Here is a 24,376-nt window from a genome sequence, read left to right as displayed (position 1 = left end):
AGGTTTGCGATGGTTTTAATTATGGCTCTTTTCACGCGCCTCATGGCACGCCGTTGTTTTTTCCACGTCGCTCCCCGCGACAGGGGCATAGACATATGACGGTGTGGATAGTGCTGTCAATCGTTGCTGTCGTTTTAAGCCCTCTGGTCTGGCTGCGACCGTCCCGTTCCCAGAGCGGCCGGATGGCCATGCGCATGGAAGCGCGGCGCATGGGGCTGGCCATGCAACTGATCCCCCAGGAGTGGCCGCACTGGCTGCCTACGGAGCCGCCAAGCCCCTGTGCGCAGTACCATCGGCCCCGTTCGAGCCGTGAGCCCGACAGCTGGGTCTACTGGCAAATGACGCCGGGGGAGTGGGTCAATCAATGGCGCGAGCCCTGTGCGGATATGCAATTGCTGGCCCATCTGCGCACGCTGCCCGGCGACGTCTACAAGGTCGAGGCAGGCAAGCAGTTGATCGCCCTGTACTGGGCCGAGAAGGGTGAAACAGAAGTGTTGCAGCGCATTGCCGCGGTGTTGAAAGCGCTGGCCTGACAGGTTGCGCGACACAAATCGCAGGCATTAAAAAGCCCGATAACAACATCGGGCTGGGGTTTGGCCAGGCAGGCCGATAATTCCGGGTGCCCCGATCGCGGTGCAGAAGCGGTGCAAGGCCGCTGCTGCTGATCAGATTTGCTTCACACTCTTTCGCAAAAATGACCCGTCTTGAGGCGCAGTGCGCTGAATGTAGACGTTATTGGTGCATTTGTCTGCTGCGGCCCTCCAGATTTTTTCCAGAATTGCGCGCCGGTCGTCGCTTCCGGCGTTTAGTCACGTCTGCAAACATTGAACGCAATCATTTTTCTGAATGCTTGTTTATCAAATGTGTCTTTTGCCTGTGATTTGCCGCTTATGCCCGCTGTCTGGCGAATTGACAATTGCTGGAATATGGCAGAAGGTAGGCGCACCCAAATCAAACGGCCGTATGAATTGAGCGTTTGCCGTAGGAACGCTCTTACAGACGCCCGAATCGTGTCGACGGGGTACCTGGCTTTTGGTGGTCGCACCGACGGAAACGTCGTGTTTTTTGCCGGATTTCAGCGTCTGACGCGTATTGTTCAGCTTCCATATCGTGGAGATCAGTTGATGATTTACGAAGGTAAAGCCATCACGGTTAAGGCTCTTGAAAGTGGCATCGTCGAATTGAATTTCGACCTCAAGGGTGAGTCCGTCAACAAATTCAACCGCCTCACCCTCAACGACCTGCGCCAGGCCATCGAGGCCATCAAGGCCGACGGTTCGATCAAGGGCGTCATCGTCACCAGCGGCAAGGACGTGTTCATCGTCGGCGCCGACATCACCGAATTCGTAGACAACTTCAAACTGCCCGAGGCCGAACTGGTCGCTGGCAACCTTGAAGCGAACAAGATCTTCAGCGACTTCGAAGACTTGGGCGTCCCGACCCTGGCAGCCATCAACGGCATCGCGCTGGGCGGCGGGCTGGAAATGTGTCTGGCCGCGGATTTTCGTGTCATGTCCGCCACCGCCAAGATCGGTCTGCCGGAAGTCAAGCTGGGCATCTACCCGGGCTTTGGCGGCACTGTGCGCCTGCCACGCCTGATCGGCGTCGATAACGCCGTCGAGTGGATCGCCTCGGGCAAGGACAACCGCGCCGAAGACGCCCTGAAAGTGGGCGCCGTGGATGCCGTGATTGCTCCCGAGAAGCTGCGTGACGCAGCGCTGGACCTGATCAAGCGCGCCATCTCCGGCGAGTTCGATTTCAAGGCCAAGCGTCAGCCGAAGCTGGACAAACTCAAGCTCAACGCCATCGAGCAGATGATGGCTTTCGAAACCGCAAAAGGTTTCGTCGCAGGCCAGGCCGGCCCGAACTACCCGGCACCGGTCGAAGCGATCAAGACCATCCAGAAAGCCGCCAACTTCGGGCGTGACAAGGCGCTGGAAGTCGAAGCTGCCGGTTTCGTGAAGATGGCCAAGACCTCGGCTGCCGAGAGTCTGATCGGCCTGTTCCTGAACGACCAGGAACTGAAAAAGAAAGCCAAGATCTACGACGAAGTCGCCAAGGACGTGAAGCAGGCTGCCGTACTGGGTGCCGGCATCATGGGTGGCGGTATCGCCTATCAGTCGGCGGTCAAGGGCACCCCGATCCTGATGAAAGACATCCGCGAAGAAGCCATCGAGCTGGGCCTGGGCGAAGCGTCCAAGCTGCTGGGCAAGCGCGTCGAGAAAGGTCGCCTGACCCCGGCGAAGATGGCCGAAGCGCTCAACGCGATTCGTCCTACGCTGTCCTACGGCGATTTCGGCCATGTCGATCTGGTGGTTGAAGCCGTGGTCGAGAATCCGAAGGTCAAGCAGGCCGTACTGGCCGAAGTGGAAGGGCAGGTGCGTGATGACGCGATCCTGGCTTCCAACACCTCGACCATCTCCATCAGCCTGCTGGCCAAGGCGCTCAAGCGTCCGGAAAACTTCGTCGGCATGCACTTCTTCAACCCGGTGCACATGATGCCGCTGGTGGAAGTGATCCGTGGCGAGAAGTCCAGCGAAGTCGCGGTGGCGACCACCGTGGCCTACGCCAAGAAAATGGGCAAGAACCCGATCGTGGTCAACGACTGCCCGGGCTTCCTGGTCAACCGCATCCTGTTCCCGTACTTCGGCGGTTTCGCCAAGCTGGTCAGCGCCGGTGTCGACTTCGTGCGCATCGACAAGGTCATGGAAAAGTTCGGCTGGCCCATGGGCCCGGCCTACCTGATGGACGTGGTCGGCATCGACACCGGCCACCACGGTCGCGACGTCATGGCTGAAGGCTTCCCTGATCGCATGAAGGACGACCGTCGTTCCGCGGTCGACGCGCTGTACGAGGCCAATCGTCTGGGCCAGAAGAACGGCAAGGGCTTCTACGCCTACGAGACCGACAAGAACGGCAAGCCGAAGAAAGTGGTCGACGCCTCGGTGCTCGAAGTGCTCAAGCCGGTGGTCTACGAACAGCGTGAAGTCAGCGACGAGGACATCATCAACTGGATGATGATCCCGCTGTGCCTGGAAACTGTGCGCTGCCTGGAAGACGGCATCGTCGAAACCGCAGCCGAGGCCGACATGGGCCTGATCTACGGCATCGGTTTCCCTCCGTTCCGTGGCGGTGCACTGCGTTACATCGACTCGATAGGTGTCGCCCAATTCGTTGCCCTGGCGGACCAATACGCTGATCTGGGCGCTTTGTACCACCCCACTGCGAAGCTGCGTGAAATGGCCAAGAACGGCCAGCGCTTCTTCGGCTAAGTGCCCAACGAACAGGTGAGAATATGAGCTTGAATCCCAGAGACGTCGTGATTGTCGACTTCGGTCGCACCCCGATGGGCCGCTCCAAGGGTGGCATGCACCGTAACACCCGCGCCGAAGACATGTCGGCGCACCTGATCAGCAAACTGCTGGAACGCAACACCAAGGTCGATCCTTCGGAAGTCGAGGATGTGATCTGGGGCTGCGTCAACCAGACCCTGGAGCAGGGCTGGAACATCGCGCGCATGGCGTCGCTGATGACCCAGATCCCGCACACCTCCGCTGCGCAGACCGTCAGCCGCCTGTGCGGTTCGTCCATGAGCGCGCTGCACACCGCCGCCCAGGCGATCATGAGCAACAACGGTGACGTGTTCGTCATCGGCGGCGTCGAGCACATGGGCCACGTCGGCATGATGCACGGTGTCGACCCGAACCCGCACATGTCGCTGTACGCGGCCAAGGCCTCGGGCATGATGGGCCTGACCGCCGAAATGCTCGGCAAGATGCACGGCATCACCCGTGAAGCCCAGGATGCGTTCGGCGTGCGTTCGCACCGTCTGGCCCACCAGGCGACCGTGGAAGGAAACTTCAAGGACGAAATCATCCCGATGCAAGGGTATGACGAGAACGGCTTCCTGAAGATGTACGACTTCGACGAAACCATTCGTCCCGAGACCACCCTCGAAAGCCTGGCGGCGTTGAAGCCTGCATTCAACCCCAAAGGTGGTACTGTGACGGCCGGTACTTCGTCGCAGATCACCGACGGTGCTTCGTGCATGATCGTGATGTCGGGCCAGCGCGCCATGGATCTGGGCATCACGCCGATGGCGGTTATTCGCTCCATGGCAGTGGCCGGTGTCGACCCTGCAATCATGGGTTACGGGCCTGTACCGGCGACCCAGAAAGCGCTCAAGCGCGCGGGTCTGAGCATTGCCGACATCGACTACTTCGAGCTCAACGAAGCCTTCGCTGCACAGGCCCTGCCGGTGCTGAAAGATTTGAAAGTGCTCGACAAGATGGACCAGAAGGTTAACCTGCACGGCGGCGCCATCGCCTTGGGTCACCCTTTCGGTTGCTCGGGAGCGCGGATTTCCGGCACTTTGCTCAACGTCATGAAGCAGAAGGGCGGCACCCTGGGTGTGGCCACCATGTGTATCGGCCTGGGTCAGGGTATCTCGACCGTCTTTGAGCGCATCTAAGCGGTGTGAGGTTGCAAGCCGGGGCCAGGTGCCCCGGCTTTTGTATTTTTTACGAAACGTTTTTTGAAAGTTTTTTTCGGGTCATTACCTGAGGTTCGCAGCATGCAGCTACAACCAGGTCTCTACCGTCACTACAAAGGCCCCGAGTACCGTGTTTTCGGTGTCGCGAAGCATTCGGAGACTGAAGAGGAAGTCGTGTTCTACCAAGCGCTGTATGGCGAATACGGCCTCTGGGTACGTCCCTTGAGCATGTTTCTGGAGTCGGTCGAGGTTGACGGGGAGCAAGTGCCGCGCTTTGCTTTGGTCACGGCCGAACCTGACCTTTTTCCGAGGTCATGAGGCAAGGCCTTGCAGTAGCCTGTGCTTGACCTCACCTTGTAGCCACTATATATAGCGGGGCCTCTGAGGCTCCAACGTCTTTTTTTCTCGCATTAGGAATTTTCCGATCCATGGGCAAATCGCTGGTCATTGTGGAATCCCCGGCTAAGGCCAAGACCATCAACAAGTATCTGGGCAGCCAGTACGTGGTGAAGTCGAGTATCGGCCATATCCGAGACCTGCCCACCAGCGGTTCGGCGAGCGCCGCCAAAGAGCCTGCTGCCAAGCGCGGCAAGGCAGCGGCCGAAGCGCCTGCGCTGTCGCCCAAGGAAAAGGCCAAGCGCCAGCTCGTGGCCCGCATGGGCGTCGATCCCGATCATGGCTGGAAAGCCAAGTACGAGATCCTGCCTGGCAAGGAAAAGGTGATCGAGGAGCTGCGCCGCCTGGCCAAGGATGCCGACACCATCTACCTGGCAACGGACTTGGACCGCGAGGGGGAAGCCATCGCCTGGCACCTGCGCGAAGCCATCGGTGGTGACGACGATCGCTACAAGCGCGTGGTGTTCAACGAGATCACCAAGAAAGCCATCCAGGAAGCGTTCTCCCAGCCGGGCGAACTGGACATCGACCGCGTCAATGCCCAGCAGGCGCGCCGGTTCCTGGACCGCGTCGTGGGTTACATGGTCTCGCCGCTGCTGTGGCAGAAGATCGCCCGTGGCCTGTCGGCCGGCCGGGTGCAGTCGGTTGCGGTGAAGCTGGTGGTTGAGCGCGAGCGTGAGATCCGTGCCTTCAACCCTGAAGAATACTGGGAAGTGCACGCTGACCTGGGGACCGCCAAGGGCGCCAAGGTGCGCTTCGAAGTGGCCCGCGAGAAAGGCGAGGCCTTCAAGCCGCTGAACGAAGCCCAGGCCATGGCGGCGCTGGAGAAGCTCAAGGTTTCGGCCTACAGCATCGCCAAGCGCGAAGACAAGCCGACCAGCAGCAAGCCGTCGGCGCCGTTCATCACCTCCACCCTGCAGCAGGCGGCCAGTAACCGTCTGGGCTACGGCGTGAAGAAAACCATGATGATGGCCCAGCGTCTTTACGAAGCGGGTTACATCACCTATATGCGTACCGACTCGACCAACCTGTCGGCGGACGCAGTGGCCATGGCTCGCACCTACATCGAAAGCGAGTTCGGCAAAAAATACCTGCCCGACTCGCCGAACGTCTACAGCAGCAAGGAAGGGGCACAAGAGGCTCACGAAGCGATTCGTCCTTCCGACGTCAACACCCACCCGAGCAAGCTGTCGGGCATGGAGCGTGACGCCGAGCGCCTGTACGAGCTGATCTGGCGCCAGTTCGTGGCCTGCCAGATGCCGCCTGCGCAATACCTGTCTACCACTGTCAGCGTCACCGCCGGCGACTTCGAGCTGCGCGCCAAGGGCCGCATCCTCAAGTTCGACGGTTACACCCGTGTGCTGCCACAGATGAGCAAGCCGGGCGACGACGACGTGCTGCCGGACATGGCTCAGGGCGACAGCATGAAGCTGATCAAGCTCGACCCGACCCAGCACTTCACCAAGCCGCCGGCGCGCTACTCCGAAGCGAGCCTGGTCAAGGAGATGGAAAAACGCGGGATCGGTCGTCCTTCGACCTACGCTGCGATCATCTCGACCATCCAGGACCGTGGCTACGTGGCGCTGCACAACCGTCGTTTCTACTCGGAAAAGATGGGCGACATCGTTACCGAGCGCCTGTCCGAGAGCTTCTCGAACCTGATGGACTACGGCTTCACCGCCGGCATGGAAGAGAACCTCGACGACGTGGCTCAGGGCGAGCGTGACTGGAAAAACGTGCTCGACGAGTTCTACGGCGACTTCAAGAAGAAACTCGAAGTGGCCGAAGCGACCGGCAGCGGCATGCGTGCCAACGAGCCGGTGATGACCGACATCCCTTGCAAGGTCTGCGGCCGTCCGATGCAGATTCGTACCGCGTCCACGGGCGTATTCCTCGGTTGCTCGGGCTACAGCCTGCCGCCCAAGGAACGCTGCAAGGCCACCGTCAACCTGACGCCGGGCGACGAAATCGCCGAGGACGACGAGGGTGAATCGGAATCGCGCGTGTTGCGTGGCAAGCATCGCTGCCCGATCTGCAGCACCGCGATGGACGCCTACCTGCTCGACGAGAAGCGCAAACTGCACATCTGCGGCAACAACCCGGACTGCGCAGGCTACGAGATCGAAGAGGGCACCTATCGCATCAAGGGCTACGAAGGCCCGAGCGTGGAGTGCGACAAGTGTGGCGGCGAGATGCAGCTCAAGACTGGCCGCTTCGGCAAGTTCTTCGGCTGCACCAACTGCAAGAACACCCGCAAGCTGCTGAAGAACGGCGAAGCTGCACCGCCGAAAATGGACCCGGTGAAGATGCCGGAACTCAAGTGCGAGAAGGTCGACGACACCTACATCCTGCGTGACGGTGCCTCGGGTCTGTTCCTGGCGGCCAGCCAGTTCCCGAAAAACCGCGAGACCCGTGCGCCGCTGGTGCTGGAAATCGTGCCGCACAAGTCCGAGATCGATCCGAAGTACCACTTCCTGTGCGAAGCGCCGGCCAAGGATCCTGATGGCCGTCCGGCAGTGATCCGTTACAGCCGCAAGTCCAAGGAGCAATATGTGCAGACCGAAGTGGACGGCAAGCCGACCGGCTGGCGCGCGTTCTACGACGGCGGCACCTGGAAGGTCGAAGACAAGCGTTGATCGCGTGCGCCTGAGCCTGTCGGCTGGCGCACCCGCCATGCGTTGAATCAGTCCCCCGGTGCGCTTGCGTAGCGGGGGATTTTTTTCGCAAGGCGACCTGTCCCTATTCATCGAGGTGGAGGCCACGTTCATGGCTCGCGAACTCTATACACGTACCAACCAGAAGATCTTTTTCGCAGGGCTTGCCCTGGAAGCCATGGCCAAGGCCAAGGCCAGTGGCGCCATGAACGCCCAGGGCCTGGAGCAGGCTGAACGTGAATCGGCGGTGTTTCACCTGTACGGCGCGCTGCTGGGCCTGTGTCACGAGATCGCCGGCTTCTATCGTTTGCCCCAGGCCAGCTCGCCACGTGCCGAGGCGCTGCTGACCCCGCAGGTGCTGGAGTCGATACAGATCCCGGAGATGGCTGAGCTGGTGGAATTGGCGCAGCAGCGCGAAACCTGGCTGGCGCAGCTGTTGGCGTCCTACAACGCGCTGTTCCAGCCGCCACGTGCCCCGAGCAAACCCAAGGGCGACGTCACCCAGCCGTTGATCATTTCGGTGGGGGCTGAGGATGAGCCGGAGCCTGAGTTGAGCCGTGAAGAGATGGAGAGCTGGCGGCAACAGCTCAAGGGGCTGGCCATTCGCTTCCGCGAAGGCTTGAGCGAGTGCTGAGCCAAACGTCTGAATGATCGATGGACTAGGGCATGCGTCATCAGGCTGTTACAATGGTCGTCTTTCGTGGAGAACTGTCCTGATGCCAACCTCTTTTCTGGAAATTGTCGAATTGCCTGACGGCCGCATCGAGTTGCGCCGTGCCGAGGATGAAGGGTCGTTGGTGACCTTGAATTTCTCCGAGGATGCCAAGGCATTTCTGCAAGGCCAACACGTCGAAGTCGCCAAGGCAATGCTGAGCGTCGGCGTGCAGATGGCTGGCCGCCTGGCTGAAGGCGAGCTGACCAAGGAAGAAGAGGGGCCTCGCGTCCTGCATTGATCCGGCCCGGGTCAAATGCGTGCTTCAAGGCTTCTCATTCGCAGAAGCCTGGCTACACACCTTTTCCGATACTGACTGAACCCGCCGCTGTCACTCAGCCCAGGCGGATGTTCAGGCTTTGCGCATTTCCGATGCTCGCCGCGCTGATCAGTTGCTGACGGGCGGTGCCCGAAATCGGGTTGATCCAGCTGACGACGGTATGACTGCGGCCCAGGCGCAAGGCTTCGCGGGTCAGTTCCAGCGCGCTCTGATTGCCACGGGGCTGCATCAGGATAATGCGCTCCCGGTTCAGCCCGGCGTCCCGCAGCCAGGCCTGGGTGACGCTCGAAGGCGGAGCGATGAGCGTCAGCCAGCGGTCGTTGGAGTCCTGGCTCAGATCCCGGAGGATAGGCGCCAGAAGGTTCAGGCAGTTCCCGGCAGCGCCGCGCAATGACAATTCACTGAAGACTTCCGCATCGTTGTTCCAGGGCTTCTGGACCACATCGTCCAGGACCGGCACCTTGAGCAGCGGCGCGTCGAGCAGGTGCCCGACCGGAGCCATGAAGGCTTCGAACAGGGGCAGTTGTGCATGTTGTTGCGGTGTCTGGAACTGCATGGACGTTCTCCTTAGCGGCGAATCACGCCGACGCTCAGCCCTTCGATGACCAGGTCCTGATCTTTCAGGTTGACCTCGATGGGGGCGAAATCAGGGTTCTCGGCGATCAGCCAGACCTTGCTGCCTTCACGCTTGAAGCGCTTGACGGTGACTTCGTCGCCGATGCGCGCCACGACGATCTGGCCGTTGCGGGCTTCGCGGGTGGTGTGGACCGCCAGCAGGTCGCCGTCGAGGATGCCGACATCCTTCATGCTCATGCCGTGGACCCGGAGCAGGTAGTCTGCGCTGGGGTGGAAGAACGCCGGGTTGATGGCCAGGGATTCCTCGACGTGTTGCTGGGCCAGGATCGGTGCACCGGCAGCGACGCGGCCGATGATCGGCAGGCCGCCGGTGTCGTCGTTCTTGGCCTCGAAGCCCGGAATGCGGATGCCGCGGGAGGCGCCAGGGGTCATCTCGATGGCGCCCTTGCGTGCCAGGGCCTTGAGGTGCTCTTCGGCAGCGTTGGGGGATTTGAACCCCAGTTTCTGAGCGATTTCCGCACGGGTGGGCGGGTAGCCGTTGTCTTCGAGACAGCGTTTGATGAAATCCAGAATCTCGGCTTGGCGTGCTGTCAGTTTAATCATGTACGTCGCTCTGTCTTTTTATACAGTGACTGGGATTATATACAGTGATCGCGTCTTGGCAATCATCCTTTTATCCGGCGCAGCCGATGACCGTGCAAAGATCCCTCGCGGACTTTGCCAGGCAGTGGCTGTAAGTGCCGATTTGTATGATTAAATGGCGTGACCGGACGGGCAGAAAACGAACGGGCAGGGTTGACAGGAAATCGCTTGAAACGTATGTTTCAAACAAGTGTTTGTCAGGCGAAGAACCATGGCTCAGTCGGAAACAGTTGAACGAATTCTCGATGCTGCAGAACAGCTGTTCGCCGAGAAGGGTTTTGCCGAAACGTCGTTGCGGCTCATTACCAGCAAGGCGTCGGTGAACCTGGCAGCGGTGAACTACCACTTCGGTTCGAAAAAGGCGCTGATCCAGGCTGTGTTCTCGCGTTTCCTGGGGCCGTTCTGCCTGAGCCTGGACAAAGAGCTTGAGCGCCGCCAGGCCAAGCCCGAGCACAAGCCGACCCTTGAAGAGCTGCTGGAAATTCTCGTCGAGCAAGCCTTGGTGGTGCAACCTCGAAGCGGCAATGATTTGTCGATTTTCATGCGTCTGCTGGGCCTGGCGTTCAGCCAGAGCCAGGGCCACCTGCGCCGCTATCTGGAAGACATGTACGGCAAGGTTTTCCGCCGCTATATGCTGCTGGTCAACGAGGCCGCGCCGCGTATCCCGCCTATCGAGCTGTTCTGGCGCGTGCACTTCATGCTCGGCGCCGCAGCGTTCAGCATGTCCGGCATCAAGGCGTTGCGCGCCATCGCCGAGACCGATTTCGGCGTCAATACCTCCATCGAGCAGGTCATGCGCCTGATGGTGCCGTTCCTGGCCGCTGGCATGCGCGCCGAAACCGGGGTGACGGACTCTGCCATGATCAGCGCCCAGCTCAAGCCACGCAGCAAAAGCGCGACGCCGCCGACCCCCGCCAAAGTCTGATCGCTCTCGCAGTACGGTGCGGTGAATTTGCATCGCACCCCTCGATCCCTCACCATGCCGGTCTGAGCATTGGTTGTTGAAGGATCTTGGTATGAATTCTGGCCTGCAAGGCTCCCTGATGGTGGACGTCGCCGGTACCTGGCTGACCGCCGAAGACCGTCAGTTTCTGCGCCAGCCCGAAGTGGGCGGCCTGATTATCTTTGCCCGTAACATCGAAAGCCCTCGCCAGGTACGTGAGCTGTGCGCGTCTATCCGCGCCATTCGTCCTGACTTGCTGCTGGCGGTCGATCAGGAGGGCGGGCGGGTGCAGCGCCTGCGCCAGGGCTTCGTGCGTCTGCCAGCCATGCGCGCGATTGCCGACAACCCGAATGCCGAATTCCTCGCCGAGCAGTGCGGCTGGCTGATGGCAGCCGAAGTGCTGGCCGTCGGGCTGGACTTGAGCTTTGCGCCGGTGCTGGACCTGGATTACCAGCGCAGCGCGGTGGTGGGCAGCCGTTCGTTCGAAGGTGATCCCGAGCGTGCGGCGTTGCTGGCGGGTGCTTTCATTCGCGGCATGAACGACGCTGGCATGGCCGCCACCGGCAAGCATTTCCCGGGGCACGGCTGGGCCGAAGCGGATTCCCATGTGGCGATCCCCAACGATGAACGCAGTCTGGAAACCATCCGGGCCAACGATCTGGTGCCTTTTGCCCGCTTGAGCAAGCAACTGGCGGCGGTCATGCCGGCTCACGTCATCTATCCGCAGGTGGATTCGCAACCGGCAGGTTTCTCTCGGCGCTGGCTGCAGGACATTCTGCGCGGCGAGCTTGGCTTTGACGGGGTGATCTTCAGCGATGACCTGTCCATGGCCGGTGCCCATGTGGTGGGCGATGCCGCCAGCCGTATCGAGGCGGCCCTGACGGCCGGTTGCGACATGGGTCTGGTGTGCAACGATCGCGCTGCCGCAGAGCTGGCCCTCAGTGCTGCGCAGCGGATGAAAATCACCGCCCCTGCGCGAATTGCCCGGATGCGTGGACAGGGGCTGGCGACCACCGAATACCGTCAGCACCCGCGCTGGCAGGCCGCGCTGGGTGCGCTGCGTGACGCCCAGTTGATCGACTGAGCCTCACCCGGGTCAGTTGGGGCGCAGTTGCAGGCGCCCCTGCTGATCGACCACTACCTTGTAGGCATCGTAACTGTTCAGTGAAGGATGCCGCGTCTGTAGGCTGTGGGTATGCGCCGCCGTGACCACCATCACTTGCGCCCCGGCCGCTTCGGCCGCTCCAATACCCGCCGCCGCATCTTCGAATACCAGGCAATCCTCTGCCTTCGTGCCCAGGCGCTGGGCACCCAGCAGAAAGCAGTCCGGCGCGGGTTTGCCTCTCTCGACGTCTTCGGCGCTGACCAGCACCTGCGGCAGCGGCAGGCCGGCCGCGAGGATCCTGCGTTCGGCCAGTTGGCGCGGAGCAGAAGTGACCACGGCCCAGCGGTTGTCCGGGATCGCAGCGAGGAACTGCGCGGCGCCCTCAACGGCCACCACGCCCTCGACATCCTCGATTTCCGCCTCGGTCAGCCGCTGCGCTTCCAGTTCCGGATCGACCCCCGGCAGGTTCAAACGGCGCAGGGTGTCGATGCAGCGCACCCCGTGAATGGTCGCGAGCAACTCCTGGACATTGACGCCCTTGCTCAGCGCCCATTGCGTCCAGACCCGCTCGGCGGCCACGGTGGAGTTGGTCAGAGTGCCATCCATGTCGAACAGGAAGGCGGCGAATGAGTGCTGCTCTGGCATGCATGCTGTCCTTTTATGAAGCGCTGTCGTTCAGTCGATTCGCGAGCCTAGCATGCACTGCACAGAGAGTCTGTCAGTAGCGGCGCCAGTGCCCCGGCATCCACAGCCATTGATTGCCAGCCCAGCGGTAGTGTCCCGGCACCCATTGTGCGCCGGGGGCGGGCATCACGGGCACGACCTCTACAGGCGGCGGTGGGCGGCGCGGGTGAACCGGCTCGACGACACAGCCGGACAATGTGAGGGTGAAGGCGGTGGCCAGCAGGGCGGCCTTGGTGAATCGCAACATGGGAAATCCTTGTGTCGACCTGGCCCGCACCTGATTGGTGGGGCGTACAGGGATTTAACGTTGCATGGCGCAGAATCCGTCGCCGGTTTTTACTCTTTCATCGCGTTGCGTGGCAGCGCCTGACGCCGGTTGACCATCGCCTCGGCCAGTTTCTGGCGTTCATCGGCCGGCAAGGTGGCGGCGAAGTCGGCCAGAGTGGCGTCAACGCGGGTGCGCAGGCTGATGTCGGCGGTGCGGGCGCGGTCCAGGTCGGCGTCCAGCGCATCGCGATCCAGCGCTGCAGATTGCAGGCGCTGCACGACATCGGCGTGGGCCTGACGGCTGGCGACGATCAGCGCCTGGTTTTGCGCGCGGGTTTCACGCAGCAGGCGGCGCAACTGATGGCGACGGGCTTCGGGCAGTTGCGCCAGCGCCTGATGCAGCCCGTGTTGCACCACGCTGCGGGGAGGGTGCGGGCGGTTGGACCATTGATACCAGCCGCCCGCAAGGCCGCCGATCAGGAAAACGTTGGTCAGCACCGAGGCGATCAGCAGGGTTTTGAAGCGAGCGGGGGCCTGGCTCATTGATCGTTCTCCTCGGCATCCAGGCCCTGGAAGAGCTCGACATCGCCATGGTCGAAGATGCTGGGCAATACCTCGGGGGTGCTGGTGAGCGGCAGGCTGAGGGAAACCACCAGCATTCCCGCGGCTGCACCGGCAAGGCCCACGCCAACGATGCCAAGGCTCGACAGCCATTCCCAATGCCGACGCCAGAACGATGACGAGGCCGGGGTGAAGGCCGCTGCCAGCACTGCGCGAACCAGCAACGGATCAGGGGTGGCCGCGCGATGAGTGTCCAGTTGCCGGTCGAGCCAGGCCGCCTGCCGCAGCGTTTCATGCACGCTTGTTTCCCCCGAAGCCAGCAGGCGACGGGCATCTTCCTGTTCGGCTGCCGGCCAGTGTCGCAGGTCCGCCCCGTAGGCGTCGGCCAGATGGGCAAAGCGTTCAGGCGTCATGGTTTTCCTCTCCCTGGGCTGGCCTTGCGCTGCTGCGGGGCAAGGTCTGACTCGGCTAAATAAGTGCGCAAGTTGCGCCGGCCTCGTGACAAAAGACTTTCCAGCGCCTCGACGCTGATCTGCATCAGCGCTGCGGCTTCGGTGTTGGGCAATTCCTGGTAATACTGCAAAACGATGGCCTCACGCTGGCGGTCCGGCAAGGCGGCCAGTGCTGCGGCCATTTGTGCGTGCTGCGCCTGGGTTTGCAACTGCTCCTCGGGTAGCGGCGCGCTGTCCGGGACTTCGGCGAGGAAGTCGTCTTCGAGCAGCGGCATGCCCTTGCGGCTGCGCAGGCGGTCGTAGCACAGGTTCAACACGACGCGGTGCAGCCAGGTGTCGAAGCGCGCCTGGCCGGTGCGCCAGCCCGCCGCATGTTTCCACAACCTGAGAAAGCTTTCCTGGGCGACATCCCTGGCTTCTTCGGCATCGCCCAACACGCGGCTGGCCAAGGCGAGAAGGCGAGGGAGCTTGCGTGACACCATCTCCTTGACGGCCTCCGGTTCGTTGTTGCCGACGCGGGCCAACAACTCAAGGTCCGGATCAGTTTCGTTCAATATGGCGTGTCTCGGTCCGGTTACTGGGGCAGCCACGCCATGTTCAAGGCTGGCGGGGAGGGCGTTGAAATATCTTGTTACTACTGACCGCATCCCCGCCAATGGTTCACCGCACCCAGCGACCTTCTATCCAGTACCAGTTCGGACCGCGCGCCACCCAGTGGCCCGGCTGCCAGCGCGCATTGGGTCGCACGCGCTGCCAGTGCCCGGGCGCCCAGACATAGCCCCGGCCCTCCCAGCGCCAGTGACCGCGGTCCCAGGCATATCCGGGCCGCCCGCCCGGAACCGGCTCCATGCGCATGGGGGGTGGCGCCTGGCGAATGATGATTTCCTGCGCGTAGGAGGGGGTGCTCGCCAGTGCCGCGAGTGCGACCGGGATGAGCAGGGCGTAACCTAATCTGGCCAGAGATCGTGGGACTCTCATGACAACTCCTTCATGCCTGCACGCGAAAATGAGTGCAGCTGAAGGGTTCAACGCAGGCGCTGGAAAAATCCGTCGCAGGCAGTGCGAAAAAAATGGGAGGATCGAAAGGAAGGGAGGGGTGCTAGCGCCATATGACGTTGATAGTCAACGGGAAAGGGTTCAGAAAGTTGTCCACGGAAATAGTGAATATCTCTGTGGATAACTGTCTGTAAGCCCTTGGGTGCAAGGGCTTGGTCAATATGGTCGATTAATGAACAGCTCTTTCCATGGCCTCGATACAGGCGGTCAATTGTCAGAAAACTGTTCCGCCAGGCTGATCGGCGTCATGGGTTTTTCCGAGCGCAGCTCAGGATTCGGCCCACTCTACATCCGTGAGGCCCAGTTGCTCGGCCTTGGGTTTGCTGACCTTAGGCACCTTGTCAGAACGATATTTGGGGATCTGGCCAAAGCCTGCGTCCACTGACGCCCAATGCCATGCAGAAGCGCTGTCCATGGCTTCGGCGCTGATATAGAAGCTTTTGTATTTTCCATGCAGCAGATAATCGATTCTGAAATGCTTGTACTGTCCCACTCTCGTAAACCTCCCTATCAGTCGCTCACACTTCACTGAGTCGCCAGGGCCAGGAAAATTCACTCGAATTGATCCGTTGGGGTGCAAACGGTGGGTATTGGTACAGACGAAGGGGGCAAGCGTTGCAGATGCAGGCAAATGGATGGTCGGCCACGCTGCCCCAAGCCTCGTAGCAGCACGGCTTGCCGGCGGGAGCGGCCTCAATATCGCCGACGCCGGCAAGCCGGACTGCTAGGGGAAGGTGGCGTGTTTTAGATTTTGATCTTGATCTTCGAACGCGATGGCACAGGCGCCGCCGAACGCGACGTAAAGGCGCCAGGCCGAGCGCAGGCGTCGTGGAGGGGGATGAGCGGCAGGAAGCCGCGAAAGCTGTGCGGGCCAGGGACGGCCCATCACAGCGTGCCCCCGGAACGGCGCCGGAGTCGAGGGAAGTCCGAAGGACCCCAGCCAGGAGCAAATGGTTTGCCTACTTTCCCGAAAGAAAGTAGGTCGCCCGTAAGGGGCGAAACCCTAAGCCAAAAACCCCTGCGAAACCGGATATACACCCGATCCCAAAGTCACCCAAAGACGCTGAGCGTCGCACAAGCCATTCCCACGCAGAGCGTGGGAACGATCAAGACGATCAACTGCTACGCCCTTACTTGGTCAAAAACTTGAACACGGTCGTCTGGCTATACGCCTTGCCCGGATCCAGCCGCGTGGACGGGAAGTTCTTCTGGTTTGGCGAGTCCGGATAGTGCTGCGTCTCCAGCGTGAATGCCCCCCAATGCGGATAGATCTTGCCGCCCTTGCCTTTGACCGTGCCATCCAGGAAGTTGCCGGTATACAGCTGTACTCCCGGCTCGCTGGTAAAGAGTTGCAGACGACGCCCTGATTTCGGATCGCTCACGTCCGCAGCAAGCGCCGCCACCTTGCCCTTGGTGTCCAGCACCCAGTTATGGTCATAACCGCCCTGGGTAGGCTCGGCGAATTTCAGCTGCTGGTGGTCTTCGCGGATGCGCTTGCCAAAGGCCACGGGCTTTAGGAAGTCCATCGGCGTGCCTGCCACCGGTGCGATCTCGCCGGTTGGAATCAGCTTCTCGTTGACCGGCGTGTAATGGCTGGCGTGAACGATGGCCACCTGATCCAGAATATCGCCGTTACCCGCACCCGCCAGGTTGAAGTAACTGTGGTTGGTCAGGTTGAGCACCGTCGGTTTGTCGGTCGTGGCGTGGTACTGGATGCGCAGTTCGTTCTTCTCGTTGAGGCTGTAGGTCACCTCGGTTTTCAGCGTACCGGGAAAGCCCATCTCGCCGTCCGCCGAGACATAGGTCAGCTTGACCCCGACCCAGCCCTTGTCCTTGACCTGTTCGGCCTTCCAGATCTGCTTGTCGAAGCCCTTGGTGCCGCCGTGCAAGGCGTTGGTCTTGTCGTTCTGCGGCACCTGATAGGATTTGCCGTCCAGGCTGAACTTGCCGTCCGCCAGACGGTTGCCGAAACGGCCAATCGTGGCACCAAAGTAGGACGTGCCCTTGAGGTAGCCATCCAGATCATCGAAACCGAGCACCACGTCTTCTGTCTTGCCATTCTTGTCCGGTACCAGCAACGACTGCAGCGTGCCGCCATAGGTGATCACCGTGGCCTGCATCCCCAGGCTGTTGCGCAGGGTGTATTTCTCGACCGTGGTGCCGTCCGGCATCTTGCCGAACGCTGCGTGTTCGCTGGTGAGGCCCGTTGCGCCGTTGGCTTGCAGGGCGGCGGCCAGCAGGGTCAGTCCGATAGCAGGGATAAGCGTCTTCCTCATTGCGTCCTTCCTTTTTTGTTATTGAGCAGCGACGGCTGTAGGAGTGAGCTTGCTCGCGATGGCGTTCGTTCAGTCGGCTCCGTTTACAGGCTCGGACCCCATCGAGAGCAGGCTCATTCCTGCATTGGTAATACTATTTTGGCTTCCTGTGACGGTATTTCTGTTTTATAGATCAAAAACACTCGATTTAAAAATAAATTGTAATACTATTTAGCTCAACTGAAGCTCGACTTCAGTCGCGAATCAGGTGTAGACCAGCTTTCGCCACTTGTACAGCCGTTTGACAGTCAATCATATGATGATTAGCCTCGATCTGCGGAAAGCACCGCAAAAAGGGGTAGGGCATGAGCAACAGTTTTCACGCCTCGACCGTAGACCGTCTCGGCGCCTGGATTGCTCAAGGCAGTGTGCCGCCGGGGCAGGCACTGAAGGTTGAAGCGGCGTTGGGCGAGGAGTTCGGGGTCAGTCGTACGGTGATCCGCGAGGCCATCAAGACGCTGGTGGCCAAGGGCATGCTGGAAGTCGGCCCGAAGGTCGGGACGCGGGTGTTACCGGTGCGCAGTTGGAACCTGTTCGATCCGCAGGTGGTCGGCTGGTTGGCAGCCAAGGGTTTGCCAAAGAGTTTTGTGATGGACCTGCTGGATCTGCGTCGGGCCATCGAACCGATGGCGGTGCGTTGGGCGTGTGAGCGGGCAACCCCTGCGCAGATCGCCGAGGTTCAGGCGGCGTATGGCCTGCTGGCGGACAGCGTGGCGGACATGGGCGATTACAACCATGCCGACCAGCGTTTCCACGAGGCGGTGCTGGCGGCCAGCCATAACCAGTTCATCGAGCAGATGCTGCCGGCGCTGGGTGCGCTGCTGGCGATCTCTTTCGAGGTTTCCTCGGCGGTGCCGGGCGAATTGGGACGCACGCTACCGCTGCACAAGGACCTGGCGGACGCCATCGCCAGCCGGGATGCAGCGCGAGGGGTCTGGGCCTGCATGAGCCTGATCGAGAACGCCTGCGAGGTGATTTCCCGCTCGCTGAGCGACTGAGCGACAAAAGCTGTTCAAGAAGGGCTGCGGCCCTGGACAAGAATAAAAACAGGACATTGGCATGAAGTGGCTTGCGGTCTGTGACCAGCGTTTCAAATTGGCCGAAGGGCCGTTCTGGGATCAATCCCGGCAGAGCCTGTACTGGGTCGACATCGCCGGGTTTCGCGCCCTGCGCCTGCATCAGGGGCAGGTGCGGCACTGGCAATTCAACGAGCCTGTCTCGGCATTCATCCCCACCACTCAAGGCGATGCGCTGGTCACCCTGGCCAGTGGCGTGTACCGCCTCAACCTTGAATCCAGCGCCGATGCGCCTGGTCTGGCGCTGTTCTGCGAGGCCGATCCGGTGCCGGGCAACCGCGCCAACGAAGCCCGCTGCGACAGCCAGGGGCGGTTGTGGCTGGGCAGCATGCAGAACAATCTGGATGCCAAGGGCGGCGACGTACCGCTGGAACGCCGCTCCGGCGGGCTGTTCAGGGTCGATGCCCGTGGCCAGTCAACCCCGCTGCTGGGCGGGCAGGGCATCGTCAACACCCTGCTCTGGGCCGATGACGACAGCGCGCTGCTGACCGCAGACAGCCTTGACGGTGTGATCTACCGCTACCCGATACTGACCGATGGCTCTCTGGGCGAGCGGCGCATCTGGGCAGCACAGCATGTGCGCGGCGTGCCCGATGGCTCGGCGATGGATGCCCAGGGCTATGTCTGGAATGCCCGCTGGGGTGGGCATTGCATCATTCGTTTCGCGCCTGACGGCAGCATAGACCGGATAGTCGAAGTGCCGCTCAGTCACCCCACCAGTTGCGTGTTCGGTGGTCCCGACATGACCATTCTGTTCGTCACCAGCGCCAGGCCTTCCAGCGGAGCGCTTGAACTCGATGGCTGTGTGTTGAGCGTTGAAACCGGCATTCAGGGGCTGGCATGCCAGCGCTTCGCCGGCTGAGGATTTCGGACTGCAAGCGAGTGTCACGGGCAGTGTGACACTCGGTTACATAGACTGCATTGATAATATGATATGACTGTTTTCAGTCGAAACGACCGTCAGGCCCTCACGCTTTCCGGTCGCCACGACACTCACTGCTGGACGCTGTAGCTAGTCAATAAAAATAAGGAGTTAGCTATGTTGAGTCGCCACGGGATTCGCTCCCTGTGCTGTGCTGCTGTTGCCACCGCTATCGTTGGAATGAGCGGCGGCGCCATCGCTGCCGACAAGGTCAAGATTGGCTTTCTGGTCAAACAGGCCGAAGAGCCATGGTTCCAGACCGAATGGCAGTTCGCTGAAAAGGCCGGCAAGGATCACGGTTTCGAAGTCATCAAGATCGCCGTTCCCGACGGCGAGAAAACCCTCACCGCCATCGACAACCTGGCTGCCAACGGCGCCAAGGGTTTTGTCATCTGCCCGCCTGACGTGTCCCTCGGCCCGGCCATCGTCGCCAAGGCCAAGGCCAACGATCTGAAGGTCATGGCCGTGGACGACCGCTTCGTCGACGCCAAGGGCAAGTTCATGGAAGACGTGCCGTACCTGGGCATGGCCGCGTTTGAAGTGGGCCAGAAGCAGGGCGCTGCCATGGCGACCGAGGCGCAGAATCGCAAGTGGGACTGGAAGGAAACCTACGCGATCATCAACACCTACAACGAACTGGACACCGGCAAGAAGCGCACAGACGGTTCGGTCGATGCCCTGAAGAAAGCCGGCCTGCCGGAAGATCACATCCTCTTTACCCCGCAGAAAACCCTCGATGTACCAGGCAGCATGGACGCCACCAACGCGGCCTTGCCTAAACTGCCAAGCGGCGCGAAAAACCTGATCGTCGGCGGCATGAACGACAACACCGTTCTCGGTGGCGTGCGTGCTACCGCCGGTGCAGGCTTTTCCCCGGACAACGTGATCGGGATCGGCATCAACGGCACCGACGCCATCGACGAACTGAAAAAGCCGAAGAGCGGCTTCTTCGGCTCGATGCTCCCAAGCCCGGACAAAGAGGGCTACAACACCGCCCTGCAGATGTACGAGTGGGTCACCACTGGCAAGGAGCCGCCTAAATACACCGCCATGGACGACGTGACGCTTATCACCCGTGAGAACTTCAAGGACGTGCTGACCAAGATCGGTCTGTACAAGTAATCCCTGGCGACAATCTGCAAGGCCTCGCTTCACCCCAGGGTGGAGCGAGTGGGAGGTGGTTCATGCAACAGGCTTCTGCACCACAGGTACAGCAACAACAGGCGGGCGGCAGCCTGCGTTTCAACGGGATCGGCAAGACCTTTCCGGGGGTCAAGGCGCTGTCCGACATCAATTTCGAAGCCAGGCCCGGCAGTGTTCATGCGCTGATGGGCGAGAACGGCGCGGGCAAATCGACGCTGCTCAAGATTCTCGGCGGCTCGTACCAGCCCAACAGCGGCGACCTGCAGATCGGCGATCAACACCTGGCGTTCAAGTCCACGGCTGACAGCATTGCCGCCGGTGTCGCGGTGATTCACCAGGAACTGCACCTGGTGCCGGAAATGTCGGTGGCGGAGAACCTGCTGCTGGGGCACATGCCCAATCGTTTCGGGCTGGTGAATCGGCGGGCCATGATGCGTCGCGCGCGCGAACTGCTCAAAGGCCTGGCCGATGAAATCGATCCGGGCACGCGCCTGGGCGATCTGTCCCTCGGACAACGGCAACTGGTGGAAATCGCCAAGGCCATGTCGCGCAATGCCCACGTCATCGCGTTCGACGAACCCACCAGCAGCCTCTCGGCGCGCGAGATCGACCGCCTGATGGCGATCATCGTCAAGCTGCGGGACGAGGGTCGGGTGATTCTGTATGTCTCCCACCGCATGGAAGAAATCTTTCGCGTCTGCGATGCAGTTACCGTCTTCAAGGACGGACGTTTCGTACGCACTTTCGAGGACATGGCCGACCTGGACCACGACCGTCTGGTGACCTGCATGGTCGGCCGCGACATTCAGGACATCTACAACTACCGCCCGCGCCAGCACCAGGGCCCAAGCCTGCGTGTCACCGGTCTGTTGGGGCCTGGCTTGCAGGAGCCGGTGAGTTTCGCGGTGGATAAAGGCGAAGTGCTGGGCTTTTTCGGCCTGGTCGGCGCTGGGCGCACCGAGCTGTTTCGCATCCTCTCCGGATTGACCAGGAGCCAGGCCGGCACCCTGCAACTGGACGGCAAGCCGCTGAACCTCCGGTCCCCGCGCGACGCCATCGCCGCCGGGGTGTTGCTGTGCCCCGAGGACCGCAAGAAAGAGGGCATCGTGCCGCTTTCCAGCGTGGCCGAGAACATCAACATCGGCGCCCGCCCACGGCATGTGCACCTGGGTTGCCTGATCCAGGGGCGCTGGGAGCGGGACAACGCGAAGACCCAGATCCGCTCGATGAACGTCAAGACGCCATCACCCGAGCAGCAGATCATGTTCCTGTCCGGCGGCAATCAGCAAAAGGCCATTCTGGGTCGCTGGCTGTCGATGCCGATGAAGGTGCTGTTGCTGGACGAGCCGACCCGCGGCATCGACATCGGCGCCAAGTCCGAGATCTATCAGATCATCCATAACCTGGCCGCCGAGGGGATCGCGGTGATAGTGGTGTCCAGCGATCTGATGGAAGTCATGGGCATTTCCGACCGGATTCTGGTCATGAGCGAAGGCGCCATCACTGGCGAGCTTTCTCGTGACGAGGCCAACGAACAACGGTTGTTGCAACTGGCACTGCCGCGCACTCGCGGCTGACACCGGGTCAAGACAGTGAAAAATAAAAACGAGGTGCGTATGTCTACCGAAACCAGCCTGACGGCTCCCCGCCAGGGCATGAACATGCGTCGATTCTTCGACGACTGGGCCATGCTTCTCGCCGCACTGGGCATCTTTGTGCTCTGTGCCTTGCTGATCGACAACTTCATGTCTCCGCTGAACATGCGCGGGCTTGGGTTGGCCATTTCCACGGTCGGCATCGCTGCCTGCACCATGCTGTTCTGTCTCGCGTCCGGGCATTTCGACCTCTCGGTCGGCTCGGTGCTGGCCTGCTCGGGGGTGATCGCCGGGATCGTGATTCGTGACACCGACAGTGTGTTTTTCGGGGTCTCTGCGGCCCTGGCCATGGGGCTGGTGGTGGGGCTGATCAACGGCATCGTGATCGCCAAGCTGCGGATCAACGCGTTGATTACCACCCTGGCGACCATGCAGATCGTGCGCGGTCTGGCCTACATCTTTTCCAACGGTAAAGCGGTGGGGGTGGGTGATGAAGGCTTCTTCGTATTTGGTAATGGCCAGTTGTTCGGCGTGCCGGTGCCGATCCTGATCACCATCGTCTGCTTCGTGTTCTTTGGCTGGTTGCTGAACTACACCACCTACGGGCGCAACTCGCTGGCGATCGGCGGCAACCAGGAAGCTGCATTGCTGGCGGGTGTGCACGTGGACCGCACCAAGATCATCATCTTCGCGGTGCACGGCCTGATCGGCGCGCTGGCGGGCGTGGTCCTGGCCTCGCGGATGACATCCGGGCAACCGATGATCGGGCAGGGCTTCGAACTGACGGTGATTTCCGCGTGCGTGCTGGGCGGGGTATCGCTCAGTGGCGGGATCGGGATGATTCGTCATGTGATCGCGGGGGTGTTGATCCTGGCGATCATCGAGAACGCCATGAACCTGAAAAACATCGATACCTTCTATCAGTACGTGATTCGCGGGACGATTCTGTTGCTGGCGGTGATCATCGACCGGTTGAAGCGTCGCTGACGCCTGACCCGTAGCAGCACGGCTTGCTGGCGGTGGCGGTTTCAATATCGTCCCCGCGGGCAAGCCCGGCTGCTACATTGTCATTCGGTGTTGCCGGGGTTTGCGTTTCACCTCGGTCCTGTAGCAGCACGGCTTGCCGGCGGGGGCGGTTTCAGATTAGGGTCAGGTTGCTGACATCACGCGGCGAGGCTCTGCTCGACCCACCTGCAGAACCCAAGCATCGCGGTGTCGCTCATCATCGGGCCGATGAGTTGAATCCCCAGGGGCAAGCCCTGATCGCCAACCCCAACGGGCAGATTCAGGCTCGGCAAACCCAGCAGGCTCCAGATCCGCGAGAACAGTGGATCCCCCGTGCGCTCCAGCCCAAGGTCGGCCTCGCCGCAGGCGCTGGGTGTGAGCAGCAGGTCATAATCGGCAAAGCCCCGCCCCAACTGATGCCGCGCCGACGCCACCTGTGCCCGGTGCTGCACACTCTGTCCAAAGGTCACGCGCGACCCACGCTCAAGCATCGCGACCAGTCTGTCGCTCAACAGCTCGCCATGATTCAGACGCTCATCGGCCAGCGCCTTGAATGCCTCGCCACACATCACCTGATCGTGCACCTCGACCAGGGCTGCCACTGAATCGGCCAGGGTCACATCGACCATGTGCACCCCTTTGGCTGCCAGCGTCCGCACCGTGGATTCGAACGCCTGTTGCGCCGACGCACTGGCCTTGTCCCAATAGGGTGAGCGACACACGCCGATACGCGGCTTACGATCAACGGGCAACTGACGCCACTGCGGCGCGTTGGCCATCACCGACGTCAGCAGGGCCACGTCATCCACACAGCGACCGAATCCACCCACGGTGTCCAGCGATTCGCTCAGGCTCTTGACCCCGGCGCGGGAGATCAGGCCGAAGCTGGGTTTGAAACCCACCACGCCACAATAGGCCGCAGGCCGAATCACCGAAGCTGCGGTCTGCGTCCCCAACGCCAACGGCACCATGTGCGCACCGACGGCGGCCGCCGAGCCGCTGGATGAACCGCCGGGTGTGTGATCCGGGTTGTGCGGATTGCGCGTCGGGCCAGGGCTGAAGGTCGCGAATTCGCTGGTGACGGTCTTGCCCAGCACGAGCGCGCCGGCGTCCCGGCACAGGGCGACGGCTGCGGCGTCATGATCCGGCCAGTGCGTCTGGTAGATCGGCGAGCCGTAGCCGGAGGGAAAATCCCGAGTGTCGAACAGATCCTTCACCCCCAGCGGCAAACCGTGCAGAGGGCCGCGCAACGGGCCGCGATCCAGCGCCCGTGCCTGCGCCATCGCGCTAGCCCCATCGTACTGGCGCCACGCCAGAACCTGTGGTTCGCGCGCCTCGATGCGCTCCAGGCACGCGCCCAGCAGCGCCTCGGCGCTGAGCGTCCGGGTCTGCAGCAGGCGGGCGGCTTCGCTGGCGGTGAGCTGGGTCAGGTCATGGGGAGTCATGGGCGCGGCACTGTCCGGTTGTTGTTCTGATGAAGCCGGATCATGCCGCAGGCAA

The 24,376-nt window shown here is 61.5% G+C and carries 25 protein-coding genes; 14 read left to right on the top strand and 11 right to left on the bottom strand.

Annotated features, from left to right (window positions below):
• Window positions 1-95 precede the first annotated feature (95 nt).
• From NPS29_RS14195 to NPS29_RS14165, 7 genes are all read left to right on the top strand, one after another.
• Window positions 96-533 carry a hypothetical protein gene (locus NPS29_RS14195; protein ID WP_274133348.1) on the top strand — a complete coding sequence of 146 codons (438 nt, stop codon included), beginning with the start codon at window positions 96-98 and terminating at the stop codon, window positions 531-533.
• A 591-nt stretch (window positions 534-1,124) separates the two neighbouring features.
• Window positions 1,125-3,272 (top strand): fatty acid oxidation complex subunit alpha FadB, encoded by a 2,148-nt coding sequence (gene fadB, locus NPS29_RS14190; protein WP_274133347.1) that lies wholly within the window; start codon window positions 1,125-1,127, stop codon window positions 3,270-3,272.
• A gap of 23 nt (window positions 3,273-3,295) precedes the next feature.
• The gene (gene fadA, locus NPS29_RS14185; protein WP_274133346.1) at window positions 3,296-4,471 is read left to right on the top strand and encodes an acetyl-CoA C-acyltransferase FadA; all 1,176 of its coding nucleotides are present in this window, start codon (window positions 3,296-3,298) and stop codon (window positions 4,469-4,471) included.
• Window positions 4,472-4,573: 102 nt separating this feature from the next.
• Entirely contained in the window at window positions 4,574-4,810 is a 237-nt protein-coding gene (locus NPS29_RS14180; RefSeq protein ID WP_274133345.1) for a DUF1653 domain-containing protein, read from the top strand.
• A gap of 110 nt (window positions 4,811-4,920) precedes the next feature.
• Entirely contained in the window at window positions 4,921-7,524 is a 2,604-nt protein-coding gene (gene topA, locus NPS29_RS14175) for a type I DNA topoisomerase (protein WP_274133343.1), read from the top strand.
• 130 nt (window positions 7,525-7,654) lie between these two features.
• Window positions 7,655-8,176: a DUF6586 family protein gene (locus NPS29_RS14170; RefSeq protein ID WP_274133341.1), complete on the top strand. Its 522-nt coding sequence runs from the start codon at window positions 7,655-7,657 to the stop codon at window positions 8,174-8,176.
• 82 nt (window positions 8,177-8,258) lie between these two features.
• On the top strand, window positions 8,259-8,495 hold the full coding sequence (locus NPS29_RS14165; protein WP_093467610.1) for a hypothetical protein: 237 nt from the start codon (window positions 8,259-8,261) through the stop codon (window positions 8,493-8,495).
• 94 nt (window positions 8,496-8,589) lie between these two features.
• On the opposite strand, the gene sulA is transcribed toward NPS29_RS14165, so the two are convergent.
• Window positions 8,590-9,090, bottom strand: coding sequence for an SOS-induced cell division inhibitor SulA (gene sulA, locus NPS29_RS14160; protein ID WP_274133340.1), 501 nt, complete (start codon window positions 9,088-9,090; stop codon window positions 8,590-8,592).
• An 11-nt stretch (window positions 9,091-9,101) separates the two neighbouring features.
• Window positions 9,102-9,713 (bottom strand): transcriptional repressor LexA, encoded by a 612-nt coding sequence (lexA, locus tag NPS29_RS14155; protein WP_274133339.1) that lies wholly within the window; start codon window positions 9,711-9,713, stop codon window positions 9,102-9,104.
• A 250-nt stretch (window positions 9,714-9,963) separates the two neighbouring features.
• On the opposite strand from lexA, the gene NPS29_RS14150 reads away from it, so the two are divergent.
• Window positions 9,964-10,677 carry a TetR/AcrR family transcriptional regulator gene (locus NPS29_RS14150; RefSeq protein WP_274133338.1) on the top strand — a complete coding sequence of 238 codons (714 nt, stop codon included), beginning with the start codon at window positions 9,964-9,966 and terminating at the stop codon, window positions 10,675-10,677.
• 103 nt (window positions 10,678-10,780) lie between these two features.
• Entirely contained in the window at window positions 10,781-11,779 is a 999-nt protein-coding gene (gene nagZ, locus NPS29_RS14145; RefSeq protein WP_274133410.1) for a beta-N-acetylhexosaminidase, read from the top strand.
• 12 nt (window positions 11,780-11,791) lie between these two features.
• Here the strand turns inward: nagZ and NPS29_RS14140 are convergent, their stop codons facing one another.
• The 8 genes from NPS29_RS14140 to NPS29_RS14105 all read right to left on the bottom strand — a co-directional run bounded on the left by NPS29_RS14140 (window position 11,792) and on the right by NPS29_RS14105 (window position 17,096).
• Complete coding sequence (locus NPS29_RS14140) at window positions 11,792-12,445, bottom strand: HAD-IA family hydrolase (RefSeq protein WP_274133337.1); 654 nt, start codon at window positions 12,443-12,445, stop codon at window positions 11,792-11,794.
• Between the two features lie 73 nt (window positions 12,446-12,518).
• Entirely contained in the window at window positions 12,519-12,731 is a 213-nt protein-coding gene (locus NPS29_RS14135) for a hypothetical protein (RefSeq protein WP_274133336.1), read from the bottom strand.
• Window positions 12,732-12,820: 89 nt separating this feature from the next.
• A complete protein-coding gene (locus tag NPS29_RS14130) occupies window positions 12,821-13,294 on the bottom strand; it encodes a periplasmic heavy metal sensor (RefSeq protein WP_274133335.1) in 474 nt (157 codons plus the stop codon).
• The gene (locus tag NPS29_RS14125; RefSeq protein ID WP_274133333.1) at window positions 13,291-13,725 is read right to left on the bottom strand and encodes a hypothetical protein; all 435 of its coding nucleotides are present in this window, start codon (window positions 13,723-13,725) and stop codon (window positions 13,291-13,293) included. The genes NPS29_RS14130 and NPS29_RS14125 overlap by 4 nt, the downstream gene beginning before the upstream one ends.
• Complete coding sequence (locus NPS29_RS14120) at window positions 13,722-14,318, bottom strand: RNA polymerase sigma factor (RefSeq protein ID WP_274133331.1); 597 nt, start codon at window positions 14,316-14,318, stop codon at window positions 13,722-13,724. Before NPS29_RS14120 ends, NPS29_RS14125 begins: the two co-directional genes overlap by 4 nt.
• A gap of 106 nt (window positions 14,319-14,424) precedes the next feature.
• Window positions 14,425-14,742, bottom strand: coding sequence for a YXWGXW repeat-containing protein (locus tag NPS29_RS14115; RefSeq protein WP_274133329.1), 318 nt, complete (start codon window positions 14,740-14,742; stop codon window positions 14,425-14,427).
• A 346-nt stretch (window positions 14,743-15,088) separates the two neighbouring features.
• Complete coding sequence (locus NPS29_RS14110; protein WP_274133327.1) at window positions 15,089-15,313, bottom strand: DUF6555 family protein; 225 nt, start codon at window positions 15,311-15,313, stop codon at window positions 15,089-15,091.
• Between the two features lie 637 nt (window positions 15,314-15,950).
• The gene (locus tag NPS29_RS14105; protein ID WP_274133325.1) at window positions 15,951-17,096 is read right to left on the bottom strand and encodes an aldose epimerase family protein; all 1,146 of its coding nucleotides are present in this window, start codon (window positions 17,094-17,096) and stop codon (window positions 15,951-15,953) included.
• A 344-nt stretch (window positions 17,097-17,440) separates the two neighbouring features.
• On the opposite strand from NPS29_RS14105, the gene NPS29_RS14100 reads away from it, so the two are divergent.
• The 5 genes from NPS29_RS14100 (at window position 17,441) to araH (ending at window position 22,858) form a co-directional block, all read left to right on the top strand.
• Window positions 17,441-18,133 carry a FadR/GntR family transcriptional regulator gene (locus NPS29_RS14100; protein ID WP_274133322.1) on the top strand — a complete coding sequence of 231 codons (693 nt, stop codon included), beginning with the start codon at window positions 17,441-17,443 and terminating at the stop codon, window positions 18,131-18,133.
• Between the two features lie 61 nt (window positions 18,134-18,194).
• Window positions 18,195-19,073: an SMP-30/gluconolactonase/LRE family protein gene (locus tag NPS29_RS14095; RefSeq protein ID WP_274133320.1), complete on the top strand. Its 879-nt coding sequence runs from the start codon at window positions 18,195-18,197 to the stop codon at window positions 19,071-19,073.
• Between the two features lie 177 nt (window positions 19,074-19,250).
• Window positions 19,251-20,255, top strand: a complete 1,005-nt coding sequence (locus tag NPS29_RS14090; RefSeq protein WP_274133318.1) for a substrate-binding domain-containing protein — start codon at window positions 19,251-19,253, stop codon at window positions 20,253-20,255.
• A gap of 62 nt (window positions 20,256-20,317) precedes the next feature.
• On the top strand, window positions 20,318-21,853 hold the full coding sequence (gene araG, locus NPS29_RS14085; protein ID WP_274133316.1) for an L-arabinose ABC transporter ATP-binding protein AraG: 1,536 nt from the start codon (window positions 20,318-20,320) through the stop codon (window positions 21,851-21,853).
• Between the two features lie 39 nt (window positions 21,854-21,892).
• Window positions 21,893-22,858 carry an L-arabinose ABC transporter permease AraH gene (araH, locus tag NPS29_RS14080; RefSeq protein ID WP_274133314.1) on the top strand — a complete coding sequence of 322 codons (966 nt, stop codon included), beginning with the start codon at window positions 21,893-21,895 and terminating at the stop codon, window positions 22,856-22,858.
• A gap of 176 nt (window positions 22,859-23,034) precedes the next feature.
• Here the strand turns inward: araH and NPS29_RS14075 are convergent, their stop codons facing one another.
• Entirely contained in the window at window positions 23,035-24,321 is a 1,287-nt protein-coding gene (locus NPS29_RS14075; RefSeq protein WP_274133312.1) for an amidase, read from the bottom strand.
• Window positions 24,322-24,376 lie beyond the last annotated feature (55 nt).

Origin of the sequence: Pseudomonas putida (assembly GCF_028682175.1) — a bacterium.
Classification (GTDB): domain Bacteria; phylum Pseudomonadota; class Gammaproteobacteria; order Pseudomonadales; family Pseudomonadaceae; genus Aquipseudomonas; species Aquipseudomonas putida_AD.
This window is presented reverse-complemented; position numbering and strand designations above follow the sequence as displayed.

Bases quoted from the DNA above. Each gene is read 5' to 3' on its own strand.
- NPS29_RS14195 (WP_274133348.1), top strand. From the start codon at position 96: ATGACGGTGTGGATAGTGCTGTCAATCGTTGCTGTCGTTTTAAGCCCT.
- fadB (WP_274133347.1), top strand. From the start codon at position 1,125: ATGATTTACGAAGGTAAAGCCATCACGGTTAAGGCTCTTGAAAGTGGC.
- fadA (WP_274133346.1), top strand. From the start codon at position 3,296: ATGAGCTTGAATCCCAGAGACGTCGTGATTGTCGACTTCGGTCGCACC.
- NPS29_RS14180 (WP_274133345.1), top strand. From the start codon at position 4,574: ATGCAGCTACAACCAGGTCTCTACCGTCACTACAAAGGCCCCGAGTAC.
- topA (WP_274133343.1), top strand. From the start codon at position 4,921: ATGGGCAAATCGCTGGTCATTGTGGAATCCCCGGCTAAGGCCAAGACC.
- NPS29_RS14170 (WP_274133341.1), top strand. From the start codon at position 7,655: ATGGCTCGCGAACTCTATACACGTACCAACCAGAAGATCTTTTTCGCA.
- NPS29_RS14165 (WP_093467610.1), top strand. From the start codon at position 8,259: ATGCCAACCTCTTTTCTGGAAATTGTCGAATTGCCTGACGGCCGCATC.
- sulA (WP_274133340.1), bottom strand. From the start codon at position 9,090: ATGCAGTTCCAGACACCGCAACAACATGCACAACTGCCCCTGTTCGAA.
- lexA (WP_274133339.1), bottom strand. From the start codon at position 9,713: ATGATTAAACTGACAGCACGCCAAGCCGAGATTCTGGATTTCATCAAA.
- NPS29_RS14150 (WP_274133338.1), top strand. From the start codon at position 9,964: ATGGCTCAGTCGGAAACAGTTGAACGAATTCTCGATGCTGCAGAACAG.
- NPS29_RS14140 (WP_274133337.1), bottom strand. From the start codon at position 12,445: ATGCCAGAGCAGCACTCATTCGCCGCCTTCCTGTTCGACATGGATGGC.
- NPS29_RS14135 (WP_274133336.1), bottom strand. From the start codon at position 12,731: ATGTTGCGATTCACCAAGGCCGCCCTGCTGGCCACCGCCTTCACCCTC.
- NPS29_RS14130 (WP_274133335.1), bottom strand. From the start codon at position 13,294: ATGAGCCAGGCCCCCGCTCGCTTCAAAACCCTGCTGATCGCCTCGGTG.
- NPS29_RS14125 (WP_274133333.1), bottom strand. From the start codon at position 13,725: ATGACGCCTGAACGCTTTGCCCATCTGGCCGACGCCTACGGGGCGGAC.
- NPS29_RS14115 (WP_274133329.1), bottom strand. From the start codon at position 14,742: ATGAGAGTCCCACGATCTCTGGCCAGATTAGGTTACGCCCTGCTCATC.
- NPS29_RS14105 (WP_274133325.1), bottom strand. From the start codon at position 17,096: ATGAGGAAGACGCTTATCCCTGCTATCGGACTGACCCTGCTGGCCGCC.
- NPS29_RS14100 (WP_274133322.1), top strand. From the start codon at position 17,441: ATGAGCAACAGTTTTCACGCCTCGACCGTAGACCGTCTCGGCGCCTGG.
- NPS29_RS14095 (WP_274133320.1), top strand. From the start codon at position 18,195: ATGAAGTGGCTTGCGGTCTGTGACCAGCGTTTCAAATTGGCCGAAGGG.
- NPS29_RS14090 (WP_274133318.1), top strand. From the start codon at position 19,251: ATGTTGAGTCGCCACGGGATTCGCTCCCTGTGCTGTGCTGCTGTTGCC.
- araG (WP_274133316.1), top strand. From the start codon at position 20,318: ATGCAACAGGCTTCTGCACCACAGGTACAGCAACAACAGGCGGGCGGC.
- araH (WP_274133314.1), top strand. From the start codon at position 21,893: ATGTCTACCGAAACCAGCCTGACGGCTCCCCGCCAGGGCATGAACATG.
- NPS29_RS14075 (WP_274133312.1), bottom strand. From the start codon at position 24,321: ATGACTCCCCATGACCTGACCCAGCTCACCGCCAGCGAAGCCGCCCGC.